At 72.7% G+C, this 22248-nt stretch carries 17 protein-coding genes; 11 read left to right on the top strand and 6 right to left on the bottom strand.

Features of this window, described 5'->3' with window-relative positions; translation table 11 throughout:
• Positions 1-147: 147 nt before the first annotated feature.
• The 3 genes from htpX to ACZ3YO_RS25725 all read left to right on the top strand — a co-directional run bounded on the left by htpX (position 148) and on the right by ACZ3YO_RS25725 (position 2713).
• The gene (htpX, locus tag ACZ3YO_RS25735; protein ID WP_465573432.1) at positions 148-1068 is read left to right on the top strand and encodes a zinc metalloprotease HtpX; all 921 of its coding nucleotides are present in this window, start codon (positions 148-150) and stop codon (positions 1066-1068) included.
• A 58-nt stretch (positions 1069-1126) separates the two neighbouring features.
• Positions 1127-1711, top strand: coding sequence for a PspA-associated protein PspAB (gene pspAB / locus ACZ3YO_RS25730; RefSeq protein ID WP_465573430.1), 585 nt, complete (start codon positions 1127-1129; stop codon positions 1709-1711).
• 174 nt (positions 1712-1885) lie between these two features.
• Positions 1886-2713, top strand: coding sequence for a DUF3097 domain-containing protein (locus tag ACZ3YO_RS25725; protein ID WP_465573428.1), 828 nt, complete (start codon positions 1886-1888; stop codon positions 2711-2713).
• Positions 2714-2770: 57 nt separating this feature from the next.
• Here the strand turns inward: ACZ3YO_RS25725 and hemW are convergent, their stop codons facing one another.
• Both hemW and ACZ3YO_RS25715 read right to left on the bottom strand, forming a co-directional pair.
• Positions 2771-4000: a radical SAM family heme chaperone HemW gene (gene hemW / locus ACZ3YO_RS25720; protein ID WP_465573426.1), complete on the bottom strand. Its 1230-nt coding sequence runs from the start codon at positions 3998-4000 to the stop codon at positions 2771-2773.
• Positions 4001-4085: 85 nt separating this feature from the next.
• A complete protein-coding gene (locus ACZ3YO_RS25715) occupies positions 4086-6008 on the bottom strand; it encodes an AMP-dependent synthetase/ligase (protein ID WP_465573424.1) in 1923 nt (640 codons plus the stop codon).
• Positions 6009-6345: 337 nt separating this feature from the next.
• Here ACZ3YO_RS25715 and ACZ3YO_RS25710 point away from each other — a divergent pair, with 337 nt between their 5' ends.
• The 4 genes from ACZ3YO_RS25710 to ACZ3YO_RS25695 all read left to right on the top strand — a co-directional run bounded on the left by ACZ3YO_RS25710 (position 6346) and on the right by ACZ3YO_RS25695 (position 12319).
• Positions 6346-8079: an ABC transporter ATP-binding protein gene (locus tag ACZ3YO_RS25710; protein ID WP_465573421.1), complete on the top strand. Its 1734-nt coding sequence runs from the start codon at positions 6346-6348 to the stop codon at positions 8077-8079.
• Between the two features lie 140 nt (positions 8080-8219).
• Positions 8220-10118: an ABC transporter ATP-binding protein gene (locus tag ACZ3YO_RS25705; protein WP_465573606.1), complete on the top strand. Its 1899-nt coding sequence runs from the start codon at positions 8220-8222 to the stop codon at positions 10116-10118.
• A 97-nt stretch (positions 10119-10215) separates the two neighbouring features.
• Positions 10216-11154 carry an RNA polymerase sigma factor SigJ gene (gene sigJ / locus ACZ3YO_RS25700; protein WP_465548750.1) on the top strand — a complete coding sequence of 313 codons (939 nt, stop codon included), beginning with the start codon at positions 10216-10218 and terminating at the stop codon, positions 11152-11154.
• Positions 11155-11248: 94 nt separating this feature from the next.
• The gene (locus ACZ3YO_RS25695; RefSeq protein WP_465573417.1) at positions 11249-12319 is read left to right on the top strand and encodes an NAD(P)/FAD-dependent oxidoreductase; all 1071 of its coding nucleotides are present in this window, start codon (positions 11249-11251) and stop codon (positions 12317-12319) included.
• A gap of 88 nt (positions 12320-12407) precedes the next feature.
• On the opposite strand, the gene lepA is transcribed toward ACZ3YO_RS25695, so the two are convergent.
• On the bottom strand, positions 12408-14276 hold the full coding sequence (gene lepA, locus ACZ3YO_RS25690; protein WP_465573414.1) for a translation elongation factor 4: 1869 nt from the start codon (positions 14274-14276) through the stop codon (positions 12408-12410).
• Between the two features lie 313 nt (positions 14277-14589).
• Here lepA and ACZ3YO_RS25685 point away from each other — a divergent pair, with 313 nt between their 5' ends.
• The 3 genes from ACZ3YO_RS25685 (at position 14590) to ACZ3YO_RS25675 (ending at position 16657) form a co-directional block, all read left to right on the top strand.
• On the top strand, positions 14590-14895 hold the full coding sequence (locus tag ACZ3YO_RS25685) for an antibiotic biosynthesis monooxygenase family protein (protein ID WP_465548748.1): 306 nt from the start codon (positions 14590-14592) through the stop codon (positions 14893-14895).
• A gap of 209 nt (positions 14896-15104) precedes the next feature.
• Positions 15105-15371 carry a 30S ribosomal protein S20 gene (gene rpsT, locus ACZ3YO_RS25680; RefSeq protein ID WP_363607500.1) on the top strand — a complete coding sequence of 89 codons (267 nt, stop codon included), beginning with the start codon at positions 15105-15107 and terminating at the stop codon, positions 15369-15371.
• Between the two features lie 434 nt (positions 15372-15805).
• Positions 15806-16657 carry a hypothetical protein gene (locus ACZ3YO_RS25675; RefSeq protein ID WP_465573410.1) on the top strand — a complete coding sequence of 284 codons (852 nt, stop codon included), beginning with the start codon at positions 15806-15808 and terminating at the stop codon, positions 16655-16657.
• Positions 16658-16693: 36 nt separating this feature from the next.
• Here the strand turns inward: ACZ3YO_RS25675 and holA are convergent, their stop codons facing one another.
• The gene (gene holA / locus ACZ3YO_RS25670) at positions 16694-17689 is read right to left on the bottom strand and encodes a DNA polymerase III subunit delta (RefSeq protein WP_465573408.1); all 996 of its coding nucleotides are present in this window, start codon (positions 17687-17689) and stop codon (positions 16694-16696) included.
• 95 nt (positions 17690-17784) lie between these two features.
• On the opposite strand from holA, the gene ACZ3YO_RS25665 reads away from it, so the two are divergent.
• Complete coding sequence (locus ACZ3YO_RS25665) at positions 17785-18078, top strand: hypothetical protein (RefSeq protein ID WP_465573406.1); 294 nt, start codon at positions 17785-17787, stop codon at positions 18076-18078.
• Between the two features lie 254 nt (positions 18079-18332).
• On the opposite strand, the gene ACZ3YO_RS25660 is transcribed toward ACZ3YO_RS25665, so the two are convergent.
• Both ACZ3YO_RS25660 and ACZ3YO_RS25655 read right to left on the bottom strand, forming a co-directional pair.
• The gene (locus ACZ3YO_RS25660; protein WP_465573403.1) at positions 18333-20756 is read right to left on the bottom strand and encodes a ComEC/Rec2 family competence protein; all 2424 of its coding nucleotides are present in this window, start codon (positions 20754-20756) and stop codon (positions 18333-18335) included.
• Positions 20757-21094: 338 nt separating this feature from the next.
• Positions 21095-22072, bottom strand: a complete 978-nt coding sequence (locus ACZ3YO_RS25655; RefSeq protein ID WP_465573400.1) for a helix-hairpin-helix domain-containing protein — start codon at positions 22070-22072, stop codon at positions 21095-21097.
• Between the last annotated feature and the right edge of the window lie 176 nt (positions 22073-22248).

Below are 22248 nucleotides of genomic sequence, written 5' to 3'. Positions count from 1 at the left end.
AACCGTACCTGCCAGTGTAAGGCCCGGGTCCGACGGCAGGAACGGCCCGGCCACAGTGATCCTGCTTGCAGTCCGCGGCGCGCGGGTGATGCCCCGCGCCCGTCCGGGTGGCAGCATCGATAGCGGACGGCGAACAGAGGAGCAGAGATGTCGACCTCGGGCCAGCACACCCGCTTCGCACCGGACCGCGGCCTGACCGGCCGGATGGTCGGGACGATGTTCGTGATCGGGCTGTTGTACGTCGGTTTCACCGGTCTGCTGATCGCACTGCTGCGCGGGGCCTGGCCGCTGATCGTGCTGATCTCGGGCGGGCTGTTCGTCGCGCAGTTCTGGTTCAGCGACAAGATCACCGAACGGGCGATGGGCGCCCACCGGGTCACCCCGGAGCAGTACCCCCAGCTGCACGGCACCGTCGACCGGCTCTGCGCACTCGCCGACATGCCCAAACCCCGGGTGGCGGTCGCCGACAACGACATGCCGAACGCCTTCGCCACCGGCCGCAACCCCCAGAACGCCGTGGTCTGCGTCACCACCGGGCTGCTGCGGCGGCTGGATCCGGAGGAGCTGGAGGGCGTGCTCGCGCACGAGCTGTCGCACGTCGCCCACCGGGACGTCGCGGTGATGACCATCGCCGGGTTCCTCGGGGTGCTGGCCGGGGCGATGACCCGGATCGCGATGTACGGCGGCTTCATGGGCGGCGCCCGGAACAGCAACGACTCCAACGCCGCGATCGCCGCGCTGGTCATCCCGCTGGTCTCGGTCGTGGTCTACGCGATCAGCTTCCTGCTGACCCGGCTGCTCTCCCGCTACCGGGAGCTGGCCGCCGACCGGGCGGCCGCCCAGCTCACCGGCCGGCCCAGCGCGCTCGCCTCGGCACTGACCAAGGTGACCGGCCAGATCGCCGCGATCCCGACCAAGGACCTGCGCCAGGCGCAGGCGTACAACGCCTTCTACTTCGCCCCGGCGCTGAGCGCCCGGGACGTCGCCTCGCAGCTGCTCTCCACCCACCCGCCGCTGGAGCAGCGGCTGGCGCAGCTGGCGAAGATCTCGGCCCAGCTCGGCCACTGAACCGCCTCCGGCCGCCGGGCCGCTCCGGCGAGCCGGACCACCTCCGGAAGGGACCGCCGTGGGATTCCTGGACACGCTGTTCGGCCGCACCAAGCCGGTCAGGCCCGACCTCGACCAGCTGTTCGGCGTACCGTCCGCCGCGCTGACCCTGGAGGCGGCCTCCGACTTCCGGCCCACCGGCGTCGGGTCGGTCTGCTTCGCCTCCGTCGAGGGCGGGGCGTTCGGCGAGGTCGAGCGGCAGGTACGGGCGCTGCTGGACGCCGACACCGAACGCGGCGGCGTCCCGGTGGAGGCCTCCAAGGACGCGTACGGGTACTCCTGGCTGCTCGCCCGGCACACGCCCGAGGAGCTGCCGGAGCTGGTCAACGACCTGCACGCGGTCAACAGCGAGCTGGAGGCGAACGGCTTCGGGCCTCAGCTGCTCTGCTCGCTGGTCGCCTTCCGCGACGCCGAGGGGCAGCCGCTGGCGCTGGTCTACCTGTACAAGCGCGGCACCTTCTACCCGTTCGCGCCGGTGCCGGGCGGCGGGGAGAAACGGAACAGCCCGCTGGAGCTGCAGGTCAACGCCATGCTCGGGAACGACCTGCGGCTGGAGAAGGACCTCACCCGCTGGTTCCCGGTCTGGGGCGCGCCGGGTCTGTGACCTCGGCCGGCCGGAATCCGCCGGCCGCCGCCCCCACCGACCACGTCCCGGACGCCCCTGAGGGCGACCGCCCCGGCCACGCCCCGGCCACGCTGTGGCCCTGCGGGCAGGGATCGCGGGTGTCCCGGCGGTCGGCTCACCGCTCACGGGCTGACGCCTCCTAGACTCCGGGGAATGCGCAGCCGCCAGTACGGACCCGACCTGACCCCGCCGTGGAAGAAGCAGCAGCCCGCCCCGGAGGTGCCCGCCGAGCGCGACCTCGTGGTGGAGGAGGCGGCGACCGGCTTCTGCGGGGCGGTGGTGCGCTGCGAGAAGACCGCCGAGGGGTTCACCGTCACCCTGGAGGACCGCTTCGGCAAGCACCGGGTCTTCCCCCTGGTGCCGCGCGGATTCCTGCTGGAGGGCCGGACGGTCACCCTGGTCCGCCCCGCCGGCCCGGCGCCCGCGCGCACCCCCGGCCGGACCGCCTCCGGGTCGGTGGCCGTCCCCGGCGCCCGCGCCCGGGTGGCCCGGGAGTCCCGGATCTACGTCGAGGGCCGGCACGACGCCGAGCTGGTCGAGCGGGTCTGGGGCGACGACCTGCGGATCGAGGGCGTGGTGGTCGAGTACCTGGAGGGCATCGACGACCTGCCCGCGGTCGTCGCCGACTTCGCCCCCGGCCCGGGCCGGCGCCTCGGCGTCCTGGTCGACCACCTGCTCCCCGGCACCAAGGAGCACCGCATCGCCGCCCGGGTCACCGGCGACGCCGTCCTGGTCGTCGGCCACCCCTTCATCGACGTCTGGCAGGCCGTGAAGCCGTCCAGCGTCGGCATCCCCGGCTGGCCGGACGTGCCGTACGAGGAGGAGTGGAAGGAGGGCGTCTGCCGCCGCCTCGGCTGGCCGGTGGACACCCCCGCCGCCTGGAAGCGCATCCTCGCCTCGGTGGACTCCTACCGGGACCTGGAGCCGGCCCTGCTGGCGAAGGTCGAGGAGCTGATCGACTTCGTGACGCTGCCGGACTGAGCGTTCGGGCGTCGGTCCGGAACGGCGGGGCGACGGCTGGGACGGCGTCGGCGGACGTCAGTCCACCAGGTCGCGGACGACCGCGTCGGCCAGCAGACGGCCCTGCAGGGTCAGCACGGCGCGGCCGGCGGCGTACGGCCCGGCGGCGAGGAGTCCGTCCTCGTGGTGACGGGCGGCGGCCTTGAGGCCGGCGCCGGAGAGCAGGCCGAGCGGGATGCCCTCGGCGAGGCGGAGTTCGAGGAGGATGCGCTCGACCCGGCGGTCCTCGTCGGTGAGCAGTTCGCGACCCTGGGCGGGGGTGCGCTGCTCGGCGAGGGAGCGCGCGTAGGCGGCGGGGTGCTTGGCGTTCCACCAGCGGACGCCGCCGACGTGGCTGTGTGCGCCGGGGCCGGCGCCCCACCAGTCGGCGCCGGTCCAGTACAGCTCGTTGTGGCGGCAGCGGCCCTCCGGGGTGGTGGCCCAGTTGGAGACCTCGTACCAGGAGTAGCCGGCGGCGGCGAGCGCCTGCTCGGCGATCAGGTAGCGGTCGGCGTGCACGTCGTCGTCGATCATCGGGAGCTCGCCGCGCTTGACCCGGGCGGCCAGCTTGGTGCCGTCCTCGACGATCAGCGAGTAGGCCGAGACGTGGTCGGGGCCGGCGCCGATGGCGGCGTCCAGGGAGGCCCGCCAGTCGTCGTCGGACTCGCCGGGGGTGCCGTAGATGAGGTCCAGGTTGACGTGCTCGAAGCCGGCCGCGCGAGCCTCGGCGACGCAGGCCTCGGGGCGGCCGGGGGTGTGGTGGCGGTCGAGCAGCCGGAGCACGTGCGGGCGGGCGCTCTGCATGCCGAAGGAGACCCGGTTGTAGCCGCCCGCGCGCAGCTCGGCGAGGTAGGCCGGGTCGACGGACTCGGGGTTGGCCTCGGTGGTGACCTCGGCGCCCTCGGCGAGCCCGAACTCGTCGCGGATGGCGGCGAGCATCTTCACGAGGTCGCGGGCGGGCAGCAGGGTGGGGGTGCCGCCGCCGAGGAAGACCGTCTGCACGGGCAGGTCGGCGTCGCCCAGCACCCTGCGGGCCATCCGGATCTCCGCGACGACGTTGTCGGCGTACGTCTCCTGGGAGGCGACGGCCCCGGAGGACCGCAGCTCGGTGGCGGTGTAGGTGTTGAAGTCGCAGTAGCCGCAGCGGCTCGCGCAGTACGGCACGTGCAGGTAGAAGCCGAACGGCCGCGACCCGAGCCCGGCGAGGGCGTGAGCGGGCAGGGAACCGTCGGACGGCACGGGTTCGCCGTCGGGGAGTGCGGAGGGCATGACCCCAGTGTCCCGTACGGCCCGGGCCTGCCCGAAACGGGCGGGCGGCCCGGGGCCGTAGGGGGCGGGGAGCGGGGAGCGCCGGTCAGGCCTCGTTGGCGCCCGCGTACATCTCGGTGACGGCGTCGGCGTACGTCCGCTCGACCACCGGGCGCTTGATCTTCAGGCTCGGGGTGAGCTCGCCGTGCTCGATGTCCAGGTCGCGCGGGAGCAGGGTGAACTTCTTGATCGTCTGCCAGCGCTGGAGGCCGGAGTTGAGCCGCTGCACGAAGCCGTCGATCAGCTTGTGCACCTGCGGGTCGGCGACCACCTCGGCGTACGACTTGCCGGCCAGGCCGTGCTCGGCGGCCCACGGCATGATCACCGTCTCGTCCAGGCCGATCAGCGCGGTGCAGAAGTTGCGGCCGTTGCCGATCACCAGGATGTTGCTGACGAACGGGCAGACCGCCTTGAACTTGCCCTCGACCTCGCTGGGCGCGACGTACTTGCCGCCGGAGGTCTTGAACATGTCCTTCTTGCGGTCGGTGATCCGCAGGAAGCCGTCCGCGGACAGTTCGCCGATGTCCTCGGTGTGGAACCAGCCGTCGGCCTCCAGCACCTCGGCGGTCTTCTCCGGCAGGTTGTGGTAGCCGCGCATGATGCCCGGGCCGCGCAGCAGGATCTCGCCGTCCTCGGCGATCCGGACCTCGGTGCCGGGCAGCGGACGGCCGACCGTGCCGACCCGGACGTCCTCCGCACGGTTGACGGACGAGCCGGCGCTGGTCTCGCTCAGGCCGTAGCCCTCCAGGATCGGCACCCCGGCGCCGACGAAGAAGTAGCCGATCTCGGGGGCGAGCGCGGCACTGCCGGAGACCGCGCCGCGCAGCCGCCCGCCGAAGGCGGCCCGGATCTTGGCGAACACCAGCCTGTCGGCGACCGCGTGCTGCAGCCGCAGGCCCAGCGGGGCGCTGCCGACACCGGTGGCGATCCGGTTCTCCTGGACGACCCGGGCGTACTCCCGGGCGGTCTGCGCCGCCCACATGAAGATCTTGTACTTGGCGCCGCCCTCGGCCCGGGCCCGGCCGGCGATGCCGTTGTAGACCTTCTCGAAGATGCGCGGCGCCGAGGCCATGACGGTCGGCCGGATGACCGGCAGGTTGTGGATGATCCGGTCGACCCTGCCGTCCACGGCCATCACGTGGCCGGTGGCGATCTGGCCCGAGATCAGCGTCTTGCCGAACACGTGCGACAGCGGCAGCCACATGAACTGCACGTCGTCGGCGGCCAGCAGCCCGCTGGCCTCCTGGGCCCGCCCCTCGTACGCCCAGCAGTCGTGCACCAGGCGCACGCCCTTGGGGCGGCCGGTGGTGCCGGAGGTGTAGATGAGGGTGGCCAGCTGCTCCTTGTCGAGCGCGGCGATGGTCTTCTCGACGGCGTCCGGGTGCTGCTCCAGGTACTCGGCGCCGAGCTGCTCCAGCTCGGCCAGGGTGAGCACGTTCAGCCCGCCGGTCTCGGGAGCCTCGGCGGGCGCGTCGAAGAGGACGACGGTGCGCAGCTCGGGCAGCCGGTCCACCTCGGCGACGGCCTTGGCGAGCTGGGCGGCGTTCTCGGCGAACAGGGCCCGGGAGCCGGAGTCGGAGAGGATGAACGCCGTCTCGTCGGCGTTGGTGCTCGGGTAGACGGCCGTGGTGGCCGCGCCCGCGCACATGTTGCCGAGGTCGGCGATGACCCACTCCAGCCGGGTGGAGGAGGCCAGCGCGACCCGGTCCTCGGCCTGGATGCCCAGCGACAGCAGGCCTGCGGCCACCGCGTACACCCGGGTGGCGGTCTGCGCCCAGGTCAGCGAGCGCCACTGCTCGGCGCCGGGGGCGCTGTCCGCCGCGTGCTCGTCCACCGGGACGGGGAAGCGGTACGCCTCACCGGCCGGGGTGGCGGCGACCCGCTCCTGGAACAGGTGGGCGACGGAGGCGGGACGCGCGGCAACGATGTCGGCACGGCCGGAGTCGATCAGGGACTGCGCGGAACTCAACGAGGACCTCCGGGGGCGGGTGGCCGTCTGAGGGATTGTCGCGGCTCCCGTGGGGGCGGTCGCCGGGCCCCCGGCCGACCGGACGGGTACCGGCGAGTAACAAGGGGGCAATCAGCAGCCTAGGGGGAAACCGGTCATTCCGTAAGAGGGCGGGGCAGCCTGGCACACCTCCGGGTACCGGGTGCAGCCCGCCGGAGCACCCCGCAACCGGCCCGCCGCAACGCCGGGCAAAGGACTGGACAAACATCCGGGCGGCGTACCCAGAATCGCCTGTACGAGTCCACCAAAGAACGAGAATTGGGATGCGAATCCCACCGCCGACGACAAGAGTGTGCCAGTGCTGATCAGACTGCTCAGGGCCTACCTGCGCCCCTACTCCCAACCGATCACCTTGCTGGTACTGCTCCAGCTGGTCTCGACGCTCGCCCTGCTGTACCTGCCCACACTCAACGCCGACATCATCGACGACGGCGTGGTGAAGGGTGACACCGGCACCATCCTGCAGCTGGGCGGCGTGATGATCGCCGTCACCGTGGTCCAGGCGCTCTGCTCGATCGGCGCCGTCTACTACGGCGCGCGCACCGCGATGGCCGTCGGCCGGGACGTCCGGGCCGCCGTCTTCGACCGGGTGCAGAGCTTCTCCGCCCGCGAACTCGGCCAGTTCGGCGCCCCCTCGCTGATCACCCGCACCACCAACGACGTCCAGCAGGTCCAGATGCTGGTCCTGATGTCCTTCACGCTGATGGTCGCCGCGCCGATCATGTGCGTCGGCGGCATCATCATGGCGCTCAACCAGGACGTCCCGCTCTCCGCGCTGCTGCTCGCCGTCGTCCCGGTGCTCGGCACCATCGTCGTCCTGCTGGTCCGCTCGCTGCGCCCGAAGTTCCGCAGCATGCAGACGAAGATCGACACCGTGAACCGGGTCCTGCGCGAGCAGATCACCGGCATCCGGGTCATCCGCGCCTTCGTCAAGGACGACCACGAGCAGGCCCGGTTCGCCGGCGCCAACGGGGAGCTGACCGACGTCTCGCTCAGGGTCGGCCGGTTGATGTCGCTGATGTTCCCCCTCGTGATGCTGGTCGTGAACGTCTCCAGCATCGCCGTGCTCTGGTTCGGCGCCTACCGGATCGACAGCGGCGGCATGGAGATCGGCGCGCTGACGGCCTTCCTGTCCTACCTGATGCAGATCCTGATGAGCGTCATGATGGCCACCTTCATGTTCATGATGGTGCCGCGCGCCGAGGTCTGCGCCGAGCGCATCCAGGAGGTGCTGGACACCCGCTCCAGCGTCGTCCCGCCGTCCACCCCGGTCACCGAGGTGCTGGCCCGCGGCAACCTGGAGCTGCGCGACGTCGAGTTCCGCTACCCCGGCGCCGAGGCCTCCGTGCTGCGCGGCATCGACATCACCGCCCGCCCCGGCGAGACCACCGCCGTCATCGGCTCCACCGGCAGCGGCAAGTCCACCCTGCTCGGCCTCGTCCCCCGGCTCTTCGACTCCACCTCCGGACAGGTCCTGCTGGACGGCGTCAACGTGCGCGACCTCGCCCCCGAGGCCATCGCCGAGACCGTCGGCCTCGTCCCGCAGAAGCCCTACCTGTTCACCGGCACCGTCGCCAGCAACCTGCGCTACGGCCGGCCCGACGCCACCGACGAGGAGCTCTGGCACGCCCTCGACGTCGCCCAGGCCAGGGAGTTCGTCGAGCGCCTCCCCGAAGGCCTGGACGCGCCCATCGCCCAGGGCGGCAGCAACCTCTCCGGCGGCCAGCGCCAGCGCCTCGCGATCGCCCGCGCCCTGGTCCGCAAGCCCGGCATCTACCTGTTCGACGACTCCTTCTCGGCACTCGACTACGCCACCGACGCCAGGCTCCGCAAGGCGCTCGCCCGGGAAACCTCCGACGCCACCGTGCTGATCGTCGCCCAGCGCGTCTCCACCATCCGCGACGCCGACCGGATCATCGTCCTGGACGAGGGCGCCGTCGTCGGCAGCGGCACCCACGGCGAGCTGATGGCCGGAAACCCGACGTACCGGGAGATCGTGCTCTCCCAGCTCACCGAGCAGGAGGCGGCGTGACCACCCCGCAGAAGAAGACGCCGCTGACGAAGAGCCCGGAGCCACAGGACCCGGGCCCCGCCGCGGCGGACCCCGGCGAGCCGCGCAGCGACTCGCAGTCCGCCGCCGCCCGCCGCGGCCCCGCCGGCCCCGGCCGGTTCATGGGCGGCCAGGGCGCCGAGAAGTCGATGGACTTCAAGGGCTCCGGCAGGCGCGTCCTCAAGCTGCTGCGCCCGGAACGTGCCCTGCTCTCCGGCGTCCTCACGCTCGGCGTGCTCAGCATCGGCTGCGCCGTCACCGGCCCCAAGATCCTCGGCAACGCCACCGACCTGATCTTCGCCGGCGTGGTCGGCGGCAAGTTCCCGGCCGGCACCTCCAAGGAGCAGGTCGTCGACGGCCTGCGCGCCGGCGGCGACGGCAGCGTCGCCGACCTCCTCTCCTCGATCGACTTCACCCCCGGCCAGACGATGGACTTCGGGGCGATCGGCGCGGTGCTGCTCTGGGTGCTGGCGATCTACGTCGCCTCCGCCGTCTTCGGCATCGTCCAGGGCCGGCTGGCCACCACCGCCATCCAGCGGGCCGGCTACCGGCTGCGCCAGGACGTCGAGGCCAAGCTCGCCCGGCTGCCGCTCAGCTACTTCGACAAGCAGCCGCGCGGCGAGGTGCTCAGCCGGGTCACCAACGACATCGACAACATCGGCCAGTCCATGCAGCAGACCATGGGCCAGGTGGTGAACTCGCTGCTCACCGTGGTCGGCGTGCTGGCCATGATGTTCTGGATCTCGCCGCTGCTCGCCGTGATCGCGCTGGTCTCGGTGCCGCTCTCGGTGGTCGTGGCGACCAAGGTCGGCAAGCGGGCACAGCCGCAGTTCGTCCAGCAGTGGAAGTCCACCGGCCAGCTGAACGCGCACATCGAGGAGATGTACACCGGGCACGCCCTGGTCAAGGTCTTCGGCCGGCAGAAGGAGTCCGCCGAGACCTTCCGCGAGCACAACGATTCGCTCTTCGAGTCCAGCTTCCGGGCCCAGTTCATCTCCGGGATCATCCAGCCCTCGATGATGCTGATCGGCAACCTCCAGTACGTGCTGGTCGCCGTGGTCGGCGGGCTCCGCGTGGCCAGCGGCGCGCTGTCCATCGGCGACGTGCAGGCCTTCATCCAGTACTCGCGGCAGTTCAGCCAGCCGCTCACCCAGGTCGCCAGCATGGCCAACCTCGTGCAGTCCGGCGTCGCCTCCGCCGAACGCGTCTTCGAACTGCTGGACGCGCCCGAGCAGACCCCCGAGCCGGCCATGCCGGAACGCCCCGACGCCGTCCGCGGCCGGGTCGCCTTCCAGGACGTCTCCTTCCGCTACGACCCCGGCAAGCCCCTCATCGAGGACCTCTCGCTCAAGGTCGAACCGGGGCAGACCGTCGCCATCGTCGGCCCCACCGGCGCCGGCAAGACCACCATGGTCAACCTGCTGATGCGGTTCTACGAGGTCAGCGGCGGCCGGATCACCCTCGACGGGGTGGACATCGCCGCCATGTCCCGCGAGGACCTGCGCTCCGGCATCGGCATGGTCCTCCAGGACACCTGGCTGTTCGGCGGCACCATCGCCGAGAACATCGCGTACGGCGCCGACGGCGCCACCCGCGAGCAGGTCGTCGAGGCGGCCAAGGCCGCGCACGTCGACCGCTTCGTCCGCACCCTGCCGGACGGCTACGACACCCGGATCGACGACGAGGGCACCGGCGTCAGCGCCGGCGAGAAGCAGCTCATCACCATCGCCCGGGCGTTCCTCGCGCAGCCGTCGATCCTCGTCCTGGACGAGGCGACCAGCTCGGTCGACACCCGCACCGAGGTACTGATCCAGCGCGCCATGGCCCGGCTGCGCACCGGCCGCACCAGCTTCGTGATCGCCCACCGGCTCTCCACCATCCGGGACGCCGACGTGATCCTGGTGATGGAGAACGGCTCGATCGTCGAGCAGGGCACGCACGACGAGCTGATCGCCGTCGACGGCGCGTACGCGCGGCTGTACAAGGCGCAGTTCTCCGAGGCGGTGGCCGAGGTCGACTGACCGGGCACGCCCGGCGAAGAGCCGGAGGGGACGCCGGCTGCCGCGGCGTCCCCTCCGGCTCTTCGCCTTCCGGGGGACGGGCGCTACCGTGGGGCCCGTGAGTGACGACCCGTCGGCGGCAGCCGTGTCGAGCCCGGACGCGACCCCGGACGCCTTCGAGGTGAACCGGCGCTACCTGGGCTCGGTCGCCTACCGGCTGCTCGGATCGTTCAGCGACGCCGAGGACGTACTGCAGGAGGCCTGGCTGCGGTGGCGGTCCGCCGACCAGTCGGCCGTCACCGACCCGCGGGCCTTCCTCACCACCGTCGTCACCCGGCTCTGCTACGACCAGCTGGGCTCCGCCCGGGCCCGCCGGGAGGCCTACTTCGGCGAGTGGCTGCCCGAACCGGCCGTCTCCTACCAGGACTCCCCCGCCTCTCCCGCCGAGCTGGCCGAACTCGGAGAGTCGGTCTCGCTGGCACTGCTCGCCGTCCTGGAGCAGCTCACCCCGGCCGAACGCGCCGCGTTCGTGCTGCACGACGTGTTCGCGGTCGGCTTCGACGAGATCGCCGCCTCGCTCGACCGCTCCACCGAGGCCACCCGCCAGCTCGCCTCCCGGGCCCGGCGCCGGGTGAAGGACGGCGGCCGCCGCGCCACCGCCGACCGCTCCGAGCACCGGCAGGCGGTGGAGGCGTTCGCCGCGGCGAGCACGCGTGGCGACATCCAGGGCCTGCTCGCCGTGCTCGACCCGGAGGTCGTCTGGCACTCCGACGGCGGCGGGGTCGTCTCCGCCGGCGCCCGCCCGGTGTTCGGCGCCGACAAGGTCTCCCGGCTGGTCGCCGGCCTGGTCGCGAAGTGGTTCACCCCGGACATGGGCCTCGCGCTCGCCCTGGTCAACGGCGAGCCGGGCCTGCTCTGGCACGACGCCGACGGCGCGGTCGGCGGTGTGCTGGCCTTCACCGTCGCCGACGGCCGGATCACCGAGGCGTACGTGGTGGTCAATCCCGAGAAGCTCACCCGGATCGCGCCGATCGCCGGCCCACCCGACACCGTGTGACGCAGGTCACTGTCACGGTTCGACCGGCCGCGTCGTCCCCTTCCCGAAAACGCAGCGAGCGCTTCGTGAGGGCGCTTCGAAGGAGGCGGACGACATGGCCGAGAAGCAGATCGTCGTACTGGGCGCCGGCTACGCGGGACTGAGCGCGGCGACCCGGGCGGGCGGCAAGCACAACCGGGTGACCCTGATCGCCCCGGAAACCCGCTTCCTGCACCGCGTCCGCCAGCACGAGACCGCCGCCGGCCGGCCCGCGCACCGGCCCACCGTCGCCGAGGTCGTCCGCGGCCGCGGCGTGCGGCACATCGCGGCCCGCGCCACCGCCCTCGACCTCAACGCCCGCAAGGTCTTCCTGGACACCGGCGAGGCCGTCCCCTACGACACCCTGGTCTACGCCCTCGGCAGCCGCACCGCCTGGCACGGCGTCCCCGGCGCCGCCGAGCACGCCTACCCCGTCGAGCGGGCCGCCGAACTGGGTCGGCGGCTGCGCACCGCCGGCCGCCCCGGCACCGTCGCCGTGGTCGGCGGCGGCGCCACCGGCATCGAACTGGCCACCGAGATCGCCGAGGCCAACCCACGCTGGAAGGTCCGGATCGTCGCCGCCGGCCAGGTCGGCGGCTGGTTCTCGGCCCGCGGCCGCCGCCACGTCCTGGACGTCATGGCCCGGCTCGGCGTCGAGGTGCACGAGCAGAGCACCGTCACCGCAGTCGACCCGGACGGCCTGGACACCACCGCCGGGCGGATCCCCGCCGACGTGGTCGCGTGGGCCGCCGCCCTGGAGCCGCACCCGCTGGCCGCCGAGGCCGGCCTGACGGTCAACGCGGCCGGGCAGGCCGTGGTCGACGGCCACCTGCGCTCGGTCTCGCACCCCGACGTCCACGTGATCGGCGACGCCGCCGAGGTCACCGTCCCCGGCACCGGCACCCTGCGGATGGCCTGCGCCACCGCCCAGCCGATGGGCCGCTACCTCGGCAAGCTGCTCACCGGGGGCACCGACAAGCCCTTCGCGTTCCGGTACGCGGTGCAGTGCCTGAGCCTCGGCCGCCGGGACGGCATGGTCCAGCTGATCCACGGCGACGACTCGATGCGGCCCACCGTGCTCACCGGCCTGACCGGACGGCTGACCAAGGCGCTCATCGTCAACGGCGTGGTGTGGTCGCTGCGGTGACCCCGGCGGGCCGGGGCGCGACGCCCCGGCCCGGCCGGACATGCCGAGGGCCCGGGGCGGATCGCCCCGGGCCCTCGTGCGCCGTCGGTTACTTCTTCTCCTTCGGCGCCTCGGCGTCGGTGGACAGCGCGGCGATGAAGGCCTCCTGCGGGACCTCCACGCGGCCGACCATCTTCATCCGCTTCTTGCCTTCCTTCTGCTTCTCCAGCAGCTTGCGCTTACGCGAGATGTCACCGCCGTAGCACTTGGCGAGGACGTCCTTGCGGATCGCGCGGACCGTCTCACGGGCGATCACCCGGGAGCCGATGGCCGCCTGGATCGGCACCTCGAACTGCTGGCGCGGGATCAGCTTCTGCAGCTTGCCGGCCATCATCACGCCGTAGTTGTAGGCCTTGTCCTTGTGCACGATCGCGGAGAACGCGTCCACCGCGTCGCCGTGCAGCAGGATGTCGACCTTCACCAGCTGGGCGCTCTGCTCGCCGATGGGCTCGTAGTCGAGCGAGGCGTAGCCGCGGGTCTTGGACTTCAGCTGGTCGAAGAAGTCGAAGACGATCTCCGCGAGGGGGAGGGTGTAGCGCAGCTCCACCCGGTCCTCGGAGAGGTAGTCCATGCCCTGGAGGTTGCCGCGGCGGGACTGGCAGAGCTCCATGATCGCGCCGACGAACTCGTTCGGCGCCAGGATGGTCCCGCGCACGACCGGCTCGAACACCTCGGCGATCTTGCCGGTCGGGAACTCGCTCGGGTTGGTGACGGTGTGCTCGGAGCCGTCCTCCATCACCACGCGGTAGACCACGTTGGGGGCGGTGGAGATCAGGTCGAGGTTGAACTCGCGCTCCAGCCGCTCCCGGATGATCTCCAGGTGCAGCAGGCCGAGGAAGCCACAGCGGTAGCCGAAGCCCAGCGCGACCGACGTCTCCGGCTCGTAGACCAGCGCGGCGTCGTTCAGCCGCAGCTTGTCCAGGGCGTCGCGGAGCAGCGGGTAGTCCGAGCCGTCCAGCGGGTAGAGGCCGGAGAACACCATCGGGCGCGGGTCCTTGTAGCCGCCCAGCGCCTCGGTCGCACCCTTGTGCATCGAGGTGATGGTGTCACCGACCTTGGACTGCCGGACGTCCTTCACACCGGTGATGATGTAGCCCACCTCGCCGACGCCGAGGCCGTCGGCGACCTTCGGCTCGGGCGAGATGACGCCGATCTCCAACAGCTCGTGGGTCGCGCCGGTCGACATCATCGCGATCCGCTCGCGCTTGGTGAGCTGACCGTCCACGACACGGACGTAGGTGACCACGCCGCGGTAGGAGTCGTACACCGAGTCGAAGATCATCGCGCGGGCCGGGGCGTCCTTGACGCCGACCGGGGCCGGGATGTTGTCGACGATGTGGTCGAGCAGGTCCTCGACGCCGAGGCCGGTCTTGGCGCTGACCTTGAGCACGTCCCCCGGGTCGCAGCCGATGATGTGCGCGATCTCCGCGGCGTACTTCTCCGGCTGGGCGGCCGGCAGGTCGATCTTGTTGAGCACCGGGATGATCGTGAGGTCGTTCTCCAGCGCCAGGTACAGGTTGGCGAGGGTCTGCGCCTCGATGCCCTGGGCGGCGTCCACCACCAGGATGGTGCCCTCGCAGGCCGCGAGGGAGCGGGACACCTCGTACGTGAAGTCCACGTGGCCCGGGGTGTCGATCATGTTGAGGATGTGCGTCGTGCCGGCGTTCGCTCCGGCGTTCGGCGCCCACGGGAGGCGGACGGCCTGCGACTTGATGGTGATGCCGCGCTCGCGCTCGATGTCCATCCGGTCGAGGTACTGGGCGCGCATCTGCCGCGGGTCGACCACACCGGTGATCTGGAGCATCCGGTCTGCGAGCGTCGACTTGCCGTGGTCGATGTGGGCGATGATGCAGAAGTTGCGGATCAGCGCCGGGTCGGTACGGCTGGGCTCTGGCACATTGCTGGGGGTCGCGGGCACCTTGGTCCGATTCTCCGTTGGTCCGGGGGCCGGGGGTGTCCTGGTCATCGCTGACCGGTTTCCCGGGGACCGGACAGTCGTCCGATCGAAATAGTTCCTCCCATACTCCCACGAGCGCGACGTGCGCCGCCGTTCGGTTCTTCCCCGGGGCTCCGGCCGGGCCCTTCCGGAGGGACGGCCGGGTGGTCCCCGCGGGGGCGGGCTGCCGTTCCCCGTGGGGGCGGGCCGCTGTTCCGCGGGCGGGCGATCGCCTGCCCGCGGGCGTCGGGCGGCCGTTCCCCCGGCGTCCGAGTGTGCGGCAGGATGCGGTCCCATGATCCTGGAAAGTGCGCTGCTCGACGTCGTTCCCGGCCAGGAGGAGGCCTTCCTCGCCGCCTTCGCCGAGGCCCGGCCGCTGATCGCGGCCCAGTCCGGCTTCCGCTCGCTGGAGCTGCGGCGCTGCCTGGACGAGGGCCGCGGTTCGCGGTTCCTGCTCCAGGTGGAGTGGGAGCGGCTGGAGGACCACACGGAGGGGTTCCGCCGCTCGGCCGAGTACGAGCGGTGGAGGGAGCTGCTGCACCGCTTCTACGAGCCGTTCCCCGAGGTCGAGCACTACGGGGAGCCGGTGCTCCGGGCCTGACGCGGTTCGGGCCCCGCCCCGACGTGTGAGGGCTTCCGGCGGCCGTCCGGTTTGGGGTCGGCCGTACGCCCCTGGTAGCGTGGGGCGCTGCACCTGGCCTCGGCATGCCCTCTCAGCTGGTCCGACGGCCGCGCGGTGCAGCCCTCCCCCAGCCTCTCCGGCCGGGGGGACCCCCAGAACCGTTTCACACACAAGACTGAGGCTCCTTCGTGGCGAACATCAAGTCCCAGATCAAGCGCAACAAGACCAACGAGAAGGCGCGCCTGCGCAACAAGGCCGTCAAGTCCTCGCTGAAGACCGCTCTGCGCAAGGCCCGTGAGGCCGCTGCCGCCGGCGAGACCGAGAAGGCCGCCGTGCTGGCCCGCGCCGCCTCCAAGGCGCTCGACAAGGCCGTGAGCAAGGGCGTCATCCACGCCAACCAGGCCGCCAACAAGAAGTCGGCCATCACCAAGCGCGTCAACGCCGTCCAGGCCTGACGCCCCCGGGGCCCCAGGCCCCACCCACCTCGGGAGAACCGGCCCTCTACCCGGACCTCCGAGGCGAGAACCAAGACTCGCACCGCACGCGGCCTGCGTTCGCCACGCGGGTGCGGTGCACAGGCAGTACGGCAGGCGCCGCAGCAGACCTCTTCCCCGAGGCTGCTGCGGCGCCTGTCGCGTTCTGTGGTCCGACCGCTATGGTCGGTCACGGCAGTTTCGGGATCACGCTCGCAGGGACCGCCGCTCGGGCGGGCGCCGAACGGCGATCACCCTCGCCGGTTCGTCCAGTCCGTCCGGTCCGTCCGGCCCTTCGAATCCGTCCGGTCCTTCGAATTCGTCGGGTTCGCCGAGCTCGGCGAGTTCGGCGGGCCCGGAATCACGGCGTCCGGCGGATTCCTTGAAAGCGTTGAAGGCTCAGGGGGGCACCACCTATGGCGACGCCACCGCCACCACCGCCGGCCCAGAGCGGGCCGGGGTTCACCGGTTTTCCGCAGCAGCAGGCACCACCGGCGGCCGCCCCCGGGTTCGGCCCGCCGCCCGGACTGCCCACCTCGCCGGGGCTGCCGCCCACCTCCCCCGGAGTGCCGCCGGTTTCACCCGGCGCAGCAGGCGGGCCGGGCGGGCCCGGCCGTAAGCGCGGGAACCTGCGGCGGAACGCCGTCTGGGCGTTCGTCGGCGCCATCCTCGCCTCGGTCGTCTGGTCCGGCGCCGTGGCCGTCGTGCCCAGGATGGTGCAGGGCCACTCCTCGGCGCAGAGCATCCACGGCTACCACGCCATCGACAAGATCTGCGAGACGGGCAAGCTCACCGCGTTCCGGCAGAAGTACAAGATGGTGGACAACTACCCGCTGGAACACACCGGCCGCAGCGGGTCCATGGACATCATGCGGTGCTACGCCCTGATGAAACGCTCCGTCAGCGGGAGCGACACCCCCGACTACGCCACGCTCGACATCCGCGTCGAGCTGCACAAGGCCGTTGACTCCTCGCCCGAATACGCCGCCACCCGGCACTACTTCGAGCAGCAGAAGTACGAGATCGCCGACGTGCCGAACCTCGGCCAGGAGGCCTACTACGCCTACGGTGACGAGCCGACCAGCTCCGACAAGACGTACCACGACATCAACTACTACCTGCAGGTCCTGGACGGCGGGATGACGTTCTCGCTCTACTGGACCGACAACTACCAGGTCGGCAAGGACACCACGCTGGACCGCGACTCCGTCCGGCGGGCCATGCTCGACGACACCCGGGACATCCTCAAGGCGATCGGCGGGAAGTAGGCGAGGCCGTCCGCCCCGCCCGTGCTCCCGCTCCGGTCAGTACGGACGGGAGCCGGCCCGGGCGGCCCTGGCGACGGCAACCACCGCCCGCTCCAGGGCGTAGGCCGGGTCGTCGGAGCCGCCCTTCACGGCAGCGTCCGCCTGCGCGATCGCCGTCAGCGCGGTGGCCACGCCGTCACCCGTCCAACCGCGCATCTGCTGGCGGACCCGGTCGACCTTCCACGGCGGCATGCCCAGCTCGCGCGCCAGATCGGCCGGGCGCATGTTCCGCCCAGCCGTCGCCAGCCGGCCGATACTGCGCACCCCGGACGCCAGCGCGTAGGTGATGCCGGTCGGCGGCTGCCCCACGGCCAGCGCCCAGCGCAGCCGCTCCAGGGCTTCGGCCGCCCGGCCGGTGACCGCCAGGTCCGCCACCTCGAAGCCGGTCGCCTCGGCCCGGCCGCTGTAGTAGCGCGCCACCACGGTGTCGTCGATGGTGCCCTCGACGTCCGAGGTGAGCTGGCTGCACGCGGCCGCCAGCTCGCGCAGGTCGCTGCCGAGCGCGTCCAGCAGAGCCTGGCACGCCTCCGGGGTCGCCGACCGCCCGAGCGTTCGGAACTCGCCCTTCACGAAGGCCAGCCGCTCCGACGCCTTGGCGAGCTTCGCGCAGGCGACCTCGCGGCCGCCGGCCTTCCGCCCGGCGTCCAGCAGCCCCTTTCCCTTGGCGCCGCCCGCGTGCACCAGCACCACGATCACTTCTTCGGCCGGGGCCTCGATGTACGCCTTGACCTCCTTCACGGAGTCGGCGCCGAGATCCTGGGCGCCCCGGACCACGATCACCTTGCGCTCGGCGAAGAGCGAGGGCGTGGTCAGCTCGGCCAGGCTGCCGGGCTGGAGGCTCCCGGGCGCGAGATCCCGTACGTCGGTGTCGGGGTCCGCCGCCTTCGCCGCCGCCACCACCTGGGCGACCGCACGGTCCAGCAGCAGCTCCTCCTGGCCGACCGCGAGGGTCAGCGGGGCGAGCAGGTCGTCGGGTGCACTCTTCCTGGCCATCGCCTACCAGCATCCCACGCGGTACGGACAGCCCCGCGCGGCCCGGGAGCCGGGGGTGGGCGCGGGCGCCGGGCGAGCGCCTGGAAAATGGACGGGTGACCGAACACTCCACCACCGACCAGCCGGACGCCTTCGACCCGAACGCCCGGCAGCTCCTCGTCCTCCCCGACCGCGACGCCGCCGAGGAGGCCGCGGAGGAGCTCAGCGCCAACCACCCCGACCTCGGCGAGCTCGAAATCGTCCGGGACGCCCTGGCCGGCGAGGACGACGCCGAGGACGCCCAGTGGCTGGTTGTCGTGGAACCCCCCGAGAACGGCTGGACCCCTGCCCACCTGCGCGCGCTCGACGCCGTCGCCGCCGAAGCCGACGGCTGGCGCGAGGAGAGCTGACCGTCCGCCCCGGTCGCCTGAGTGGGAAGTCGGCCCGTCCGACTTCCCACTCCGCGCTGAGGGACTTCCCGGTCCGCTTCAGGAGTGCCGGGCCAGGGCCCGAAGCGATGGCCTGGGAGCTCTTCTCGCGCCGGCCCGGGCAGTGCCCGGGCCGGCGTGTCACCCTTGGGCCCCGCCCCCACCCCCACCCCCACCTCCTCCCTCCCCACCCTGTCCCCTTCCTCCCGGTGGGGAGAGCGGAGAGCGGGGGGCGGTCAGGCCGGCGGGCCGCGCGGCCCGCCGGCCGGCTGGAGACCACGGGAGGCGCGAAGCCCGTGCGCGGCATGGGCGTTGTGCGGGTGGACGGCCGCGGCGAGGTGGGCCGGGGTGTCACCCGTGACGGCGATGTCCCCGGCGCGGTCCGTACGCAGCACCGTGGCACCGAGAGCACGCAGGTGATCGACCGTCCTGGCCGACGGGTGGCCGTACGGATTGCCCTCGCCGCAGGAGACCAAAGCCAGCCGGGGGCGTAGCGCCGCGGCCAAGTCCCAGTCCTGATGCGCCGAACCGTGATGGGCCACCTTCAGGACGTCCACCGTGACCCCGCCTCCCAATCTCCCCAGCAGCGCCGACTGGGCCGGCGGTTCGAGATCGCCCAAGAGCGCCAGCCGCAACCCGCCCGCAAGGGTCACCAACAGCGCCACGCTGGCGTTGTTGGCACCGGACGCATCCACCGGCAGCTCCGCTTCCGGCCAGACCACCTGCCAGGACAACCCCGGCCCGGCCGATCGCCGTTCACCGCGCCGGGCCCGCAACAGCGGGACCCCGGCAGCCGTCGCCCACCCTGACACCCGTGCCGCCTCGCCCGGCGGGTCGCTCACGTTCGTTCCCTCGATCGCCCCGATCGCACGCCCCCGCAGCACCCCCGGCACACCCTCAACGTGGTCGGCATGAAAGTGCGTCAACAGCAGGAGCGGGACGCGGGTGATCCCGAGATCCCGGAGGCACCGGTCGGCCGCCTGCGGATCCGGACCGGCATCGACCACCACCGCACTGTCCGGAACCGAATCACCGTCCGTAGCCACCGGCAGCACCAGCATGTCGCCCTGCCCCACGTCGCACATGACCAGCCGCCACCCCGGGGGCGGCCAACCGGTCGCGAGCCGGGTGAGCAGGGGCGGGCGCAACAGCACGGCCAGCAGGACGAGGAGGAGAAGACCCGCGACCACCGGACGGATCCACCCGCCACGAAGGCGGCGGCCGGGTGCCCGGGAGCGCCGGGGCAGCAGGAGCGGCACCGTCCAGCACAGCGCCACGGTGGCCAGCCCGAGCGTCACCGTGCCGAGGAGGCCGCCCGGCCAGGAGAGCTGCCCGCCCGGCAGCTCGGCGCCGTACCGGGCCACCGCCGCCAGCCAGCCGGCCGGGAGGCCTGCCAGCTCTGCGAGCAGCCGGGCTGCTGCCGGGGAGAGCGGACCCAGTACGAGCGCCGCGAACCCGAACAGCGTCGCCGGGGCCACGGCCAGCTCGGCCAGCAGGTTGCACGGGACGGCGACCAGGCTGATGTGCCCGGACAGCACCACCGTCACGGGTGCGCAGAGCGCCTGCGCCGCGGCCGTCGCCCCGACGGCGCCCGCCAGGTGGTGCGGCCAGCCCCGTGCCCGCAGGGCCTGGGCCCAGTGCGGGCCGAGGGCCAGCAGCCCGGTGGTGGCGAGCACCGAGAGCAGGAAGCCGAAGGACCGCGCCAGGTAGGGGTCGATGAGCACCAGGAGCAGGACGGTGGCGGACAGGGCGGGCACCGCCTGGCGCGGACGGCCGGTGGCCAGCGCCAGCAGGCCGATGAGACCGGTACCGGCGGCCCGCAGAACGCTGGGCTCGGGCCGGCAGACGGTGACGAAGGCCAGCGTGACCGCCGTGCCCAGCAGCGCGGTGGTGCGCAGCGGGATCCCGAACAGGGCGGCCAGGCCTCGCCGTTCGGGAGTACCGGCCTGGCCGGGCGCCCCGATCAGGAGACCGAGGACGATCGCGAGGTTGGCCCCGCTCACCGCGACCAGGTGTGCCATGTCGGTGGCCCGGAAGGCGTCCAGGAGGTCGCCGGGCAGCCGCGAGGTGTCTCCGACGACCAGCCCCGGGAGCAGCCCGCGCGCGTCCGGCGGGAGCCCGTCGGTCGCCGACCGCAGGCCCGCCCGCAGCCGACCGGCGATCCGCTGCGGCAGGCTGGGCGATGTGAGCTCTCGGGGCGGCCCGTGCGCGACCAGCAGCGCGGCCGACTCGTCGTCGTGGCCCTCCCCAGCGGGGCGGACATCGGCCTCGGCTGCGACCCTGGCCGACGGAAGCAGCCGCTGCCACTGCTCGATGTCCGGTCCGCGTGCCAGGACGGTCACCGGGGTTCGGGTCCTGGTCGCGCCGGCGCCCGGCCCCGGTTCGGGACCGGCCAGGACGGTGACCTGGTCAACCACGGCGTCCACGGTGAGGACGGCCTGCCCGGCGGCCGTCCCTCTGGTCCGGGAGGTGTGGGCCTTCGGATCGCCGCTGATGGTCAGCTCCACGCCCACCTCGGGGGCGGGGCCGGCGACGTGGGCCAGTACCGGCAGCGGACCCCGGTGCAGGTCGGCGGTGTGCAGCAAGGTCACGGCCGTGGCCGCCGCACCGGTGAGCAGCACCGCGGCCGCCGTCAGGCTTGCGCCTCGGCGCCGGCGCACGCCCGGGCGCATGAGCAGCACGACGGCGGCGAGCGCGGCCGCAGCCGCAGCCGGGAGCAGCAGGGAGCGGTGGCCCGCGCCCAGACCGAGGACGGCCGCCGTGACGGACCACGCCGCGACGGCGGGCAGGAGGAGGCGAAGGTCGCTGACCGGCGGTGGAGTCGAGGACGGACGGGTGAGCGGCCGGACGGCGTGGGCCGTGGTGGCGGCGATGACGGTACCTCCCTTCGGCGGGGTCGGTTGAGCGGGCCGTCGGTTGAGCGGGCCTTCAGCGGGGCCGGTTGGGCGGGTGGGGGAACGGCGACGGGCAGGGCGGGCGGGCCCGACAGGGCCGCCGGTCAGAGGGTGAGCATCGGCCTGATCTCCGCATAGGTGCGCTCGCCGATGCCGCTCACCTGCCGGAGCTGGTCGAGCGAGCGGAACGATCCGTGGGTCGCGCGGAACGCGATGATGCGCTGGGCGAGCGTCGGACCGACTCCGGGGAGCGTGTCGAGCTGTTCGAGGGTGGCGTGGTTCAGGCTGACCGGCTGTTTCGGCCCGGCCGGCGCAGCAGGCCCGGCACCCGCCCCACCGGCCGGCGGGGCTGCGGACTCGCCGACGAGGATCTGCTCGCCGTCCGTCAGCACCCTTGCCAGGTTGAGGTTCTTGGTCTCCGTCTCGGGCAGCGGGCCGCCGGCCACGCGGAGGGCGTCGGCCACCCGGGAGCCGCCGGGGAGGGAGTGCACGCCGGGCGAGTGCACCCGGCCGCCGATGTCGACGACCACCACGGTGCTTGCGTCCGGACCGCCCGCACCGGGCGGAGCCGGGCCGGGGGTGGCTTCGGCCCGGCCTGGGACGTGAGCCCCCGGCTCCGCCGAGGCGACCGCCATCGCCGGCACGTCGACCGGTTGCGGCCTGGCCAGCCAGAAGTGCTGCACGCCGTAGCCGACGGCGAGCAGCAGCAGGACGGCCAGCCCCACCACGGCCCGCCGGTCGAGCATCACCGCCGGGCCCAACCGGAACGGCACACGATCCGGCGCGCCGGCCGACGGGCCGCCCTCGGCCACCGCGCCGGCGGCGACCGCGCCGCCCGCCACCTCACCGGCCGGCCCACCGGGCAGCACACCGAACGGCAGCTCGGAGGACGGCCCGGACGACGACGCGGCCGGCGAACCGGGCGGCTGCTCGGCCGACCCACCGGCCGGCGGCCCGGTGGTCGTCGTCTCCTCGGCTGGTCCCTCGGCCGCCGGCAACAGGGCCGCCATCCGCAGGCGGGCGGTCTCGGCCACCTCGTGGCGCTTGCGTGTGCCGATCTTCGTGCTCGTCAGGCTCGTCATGCAGAGCACGGTAGGAGCGGCCGGACGACCGCGTGAGAATTTCCGAAAGCCTGTGGAAAAGCCGGGGGTTGTGGATAAATCAGGTCACTCACACGAGGGAGGAGCGCCCTACAGGGTTGACCACTCGCCGCCCCAGACCGCTTCGGCTCGTCTCAGCTCGCCGTCCGAGCCCGCCT

This window comes from Kitasatospora sp. NPDC022785, assembly GCF_055561295.1.
The sequence above is the reverse complement of the archived record's forward strand: the minus strand, read 5'-3'. Positions and strand labels throughout refer to the sequence as shown.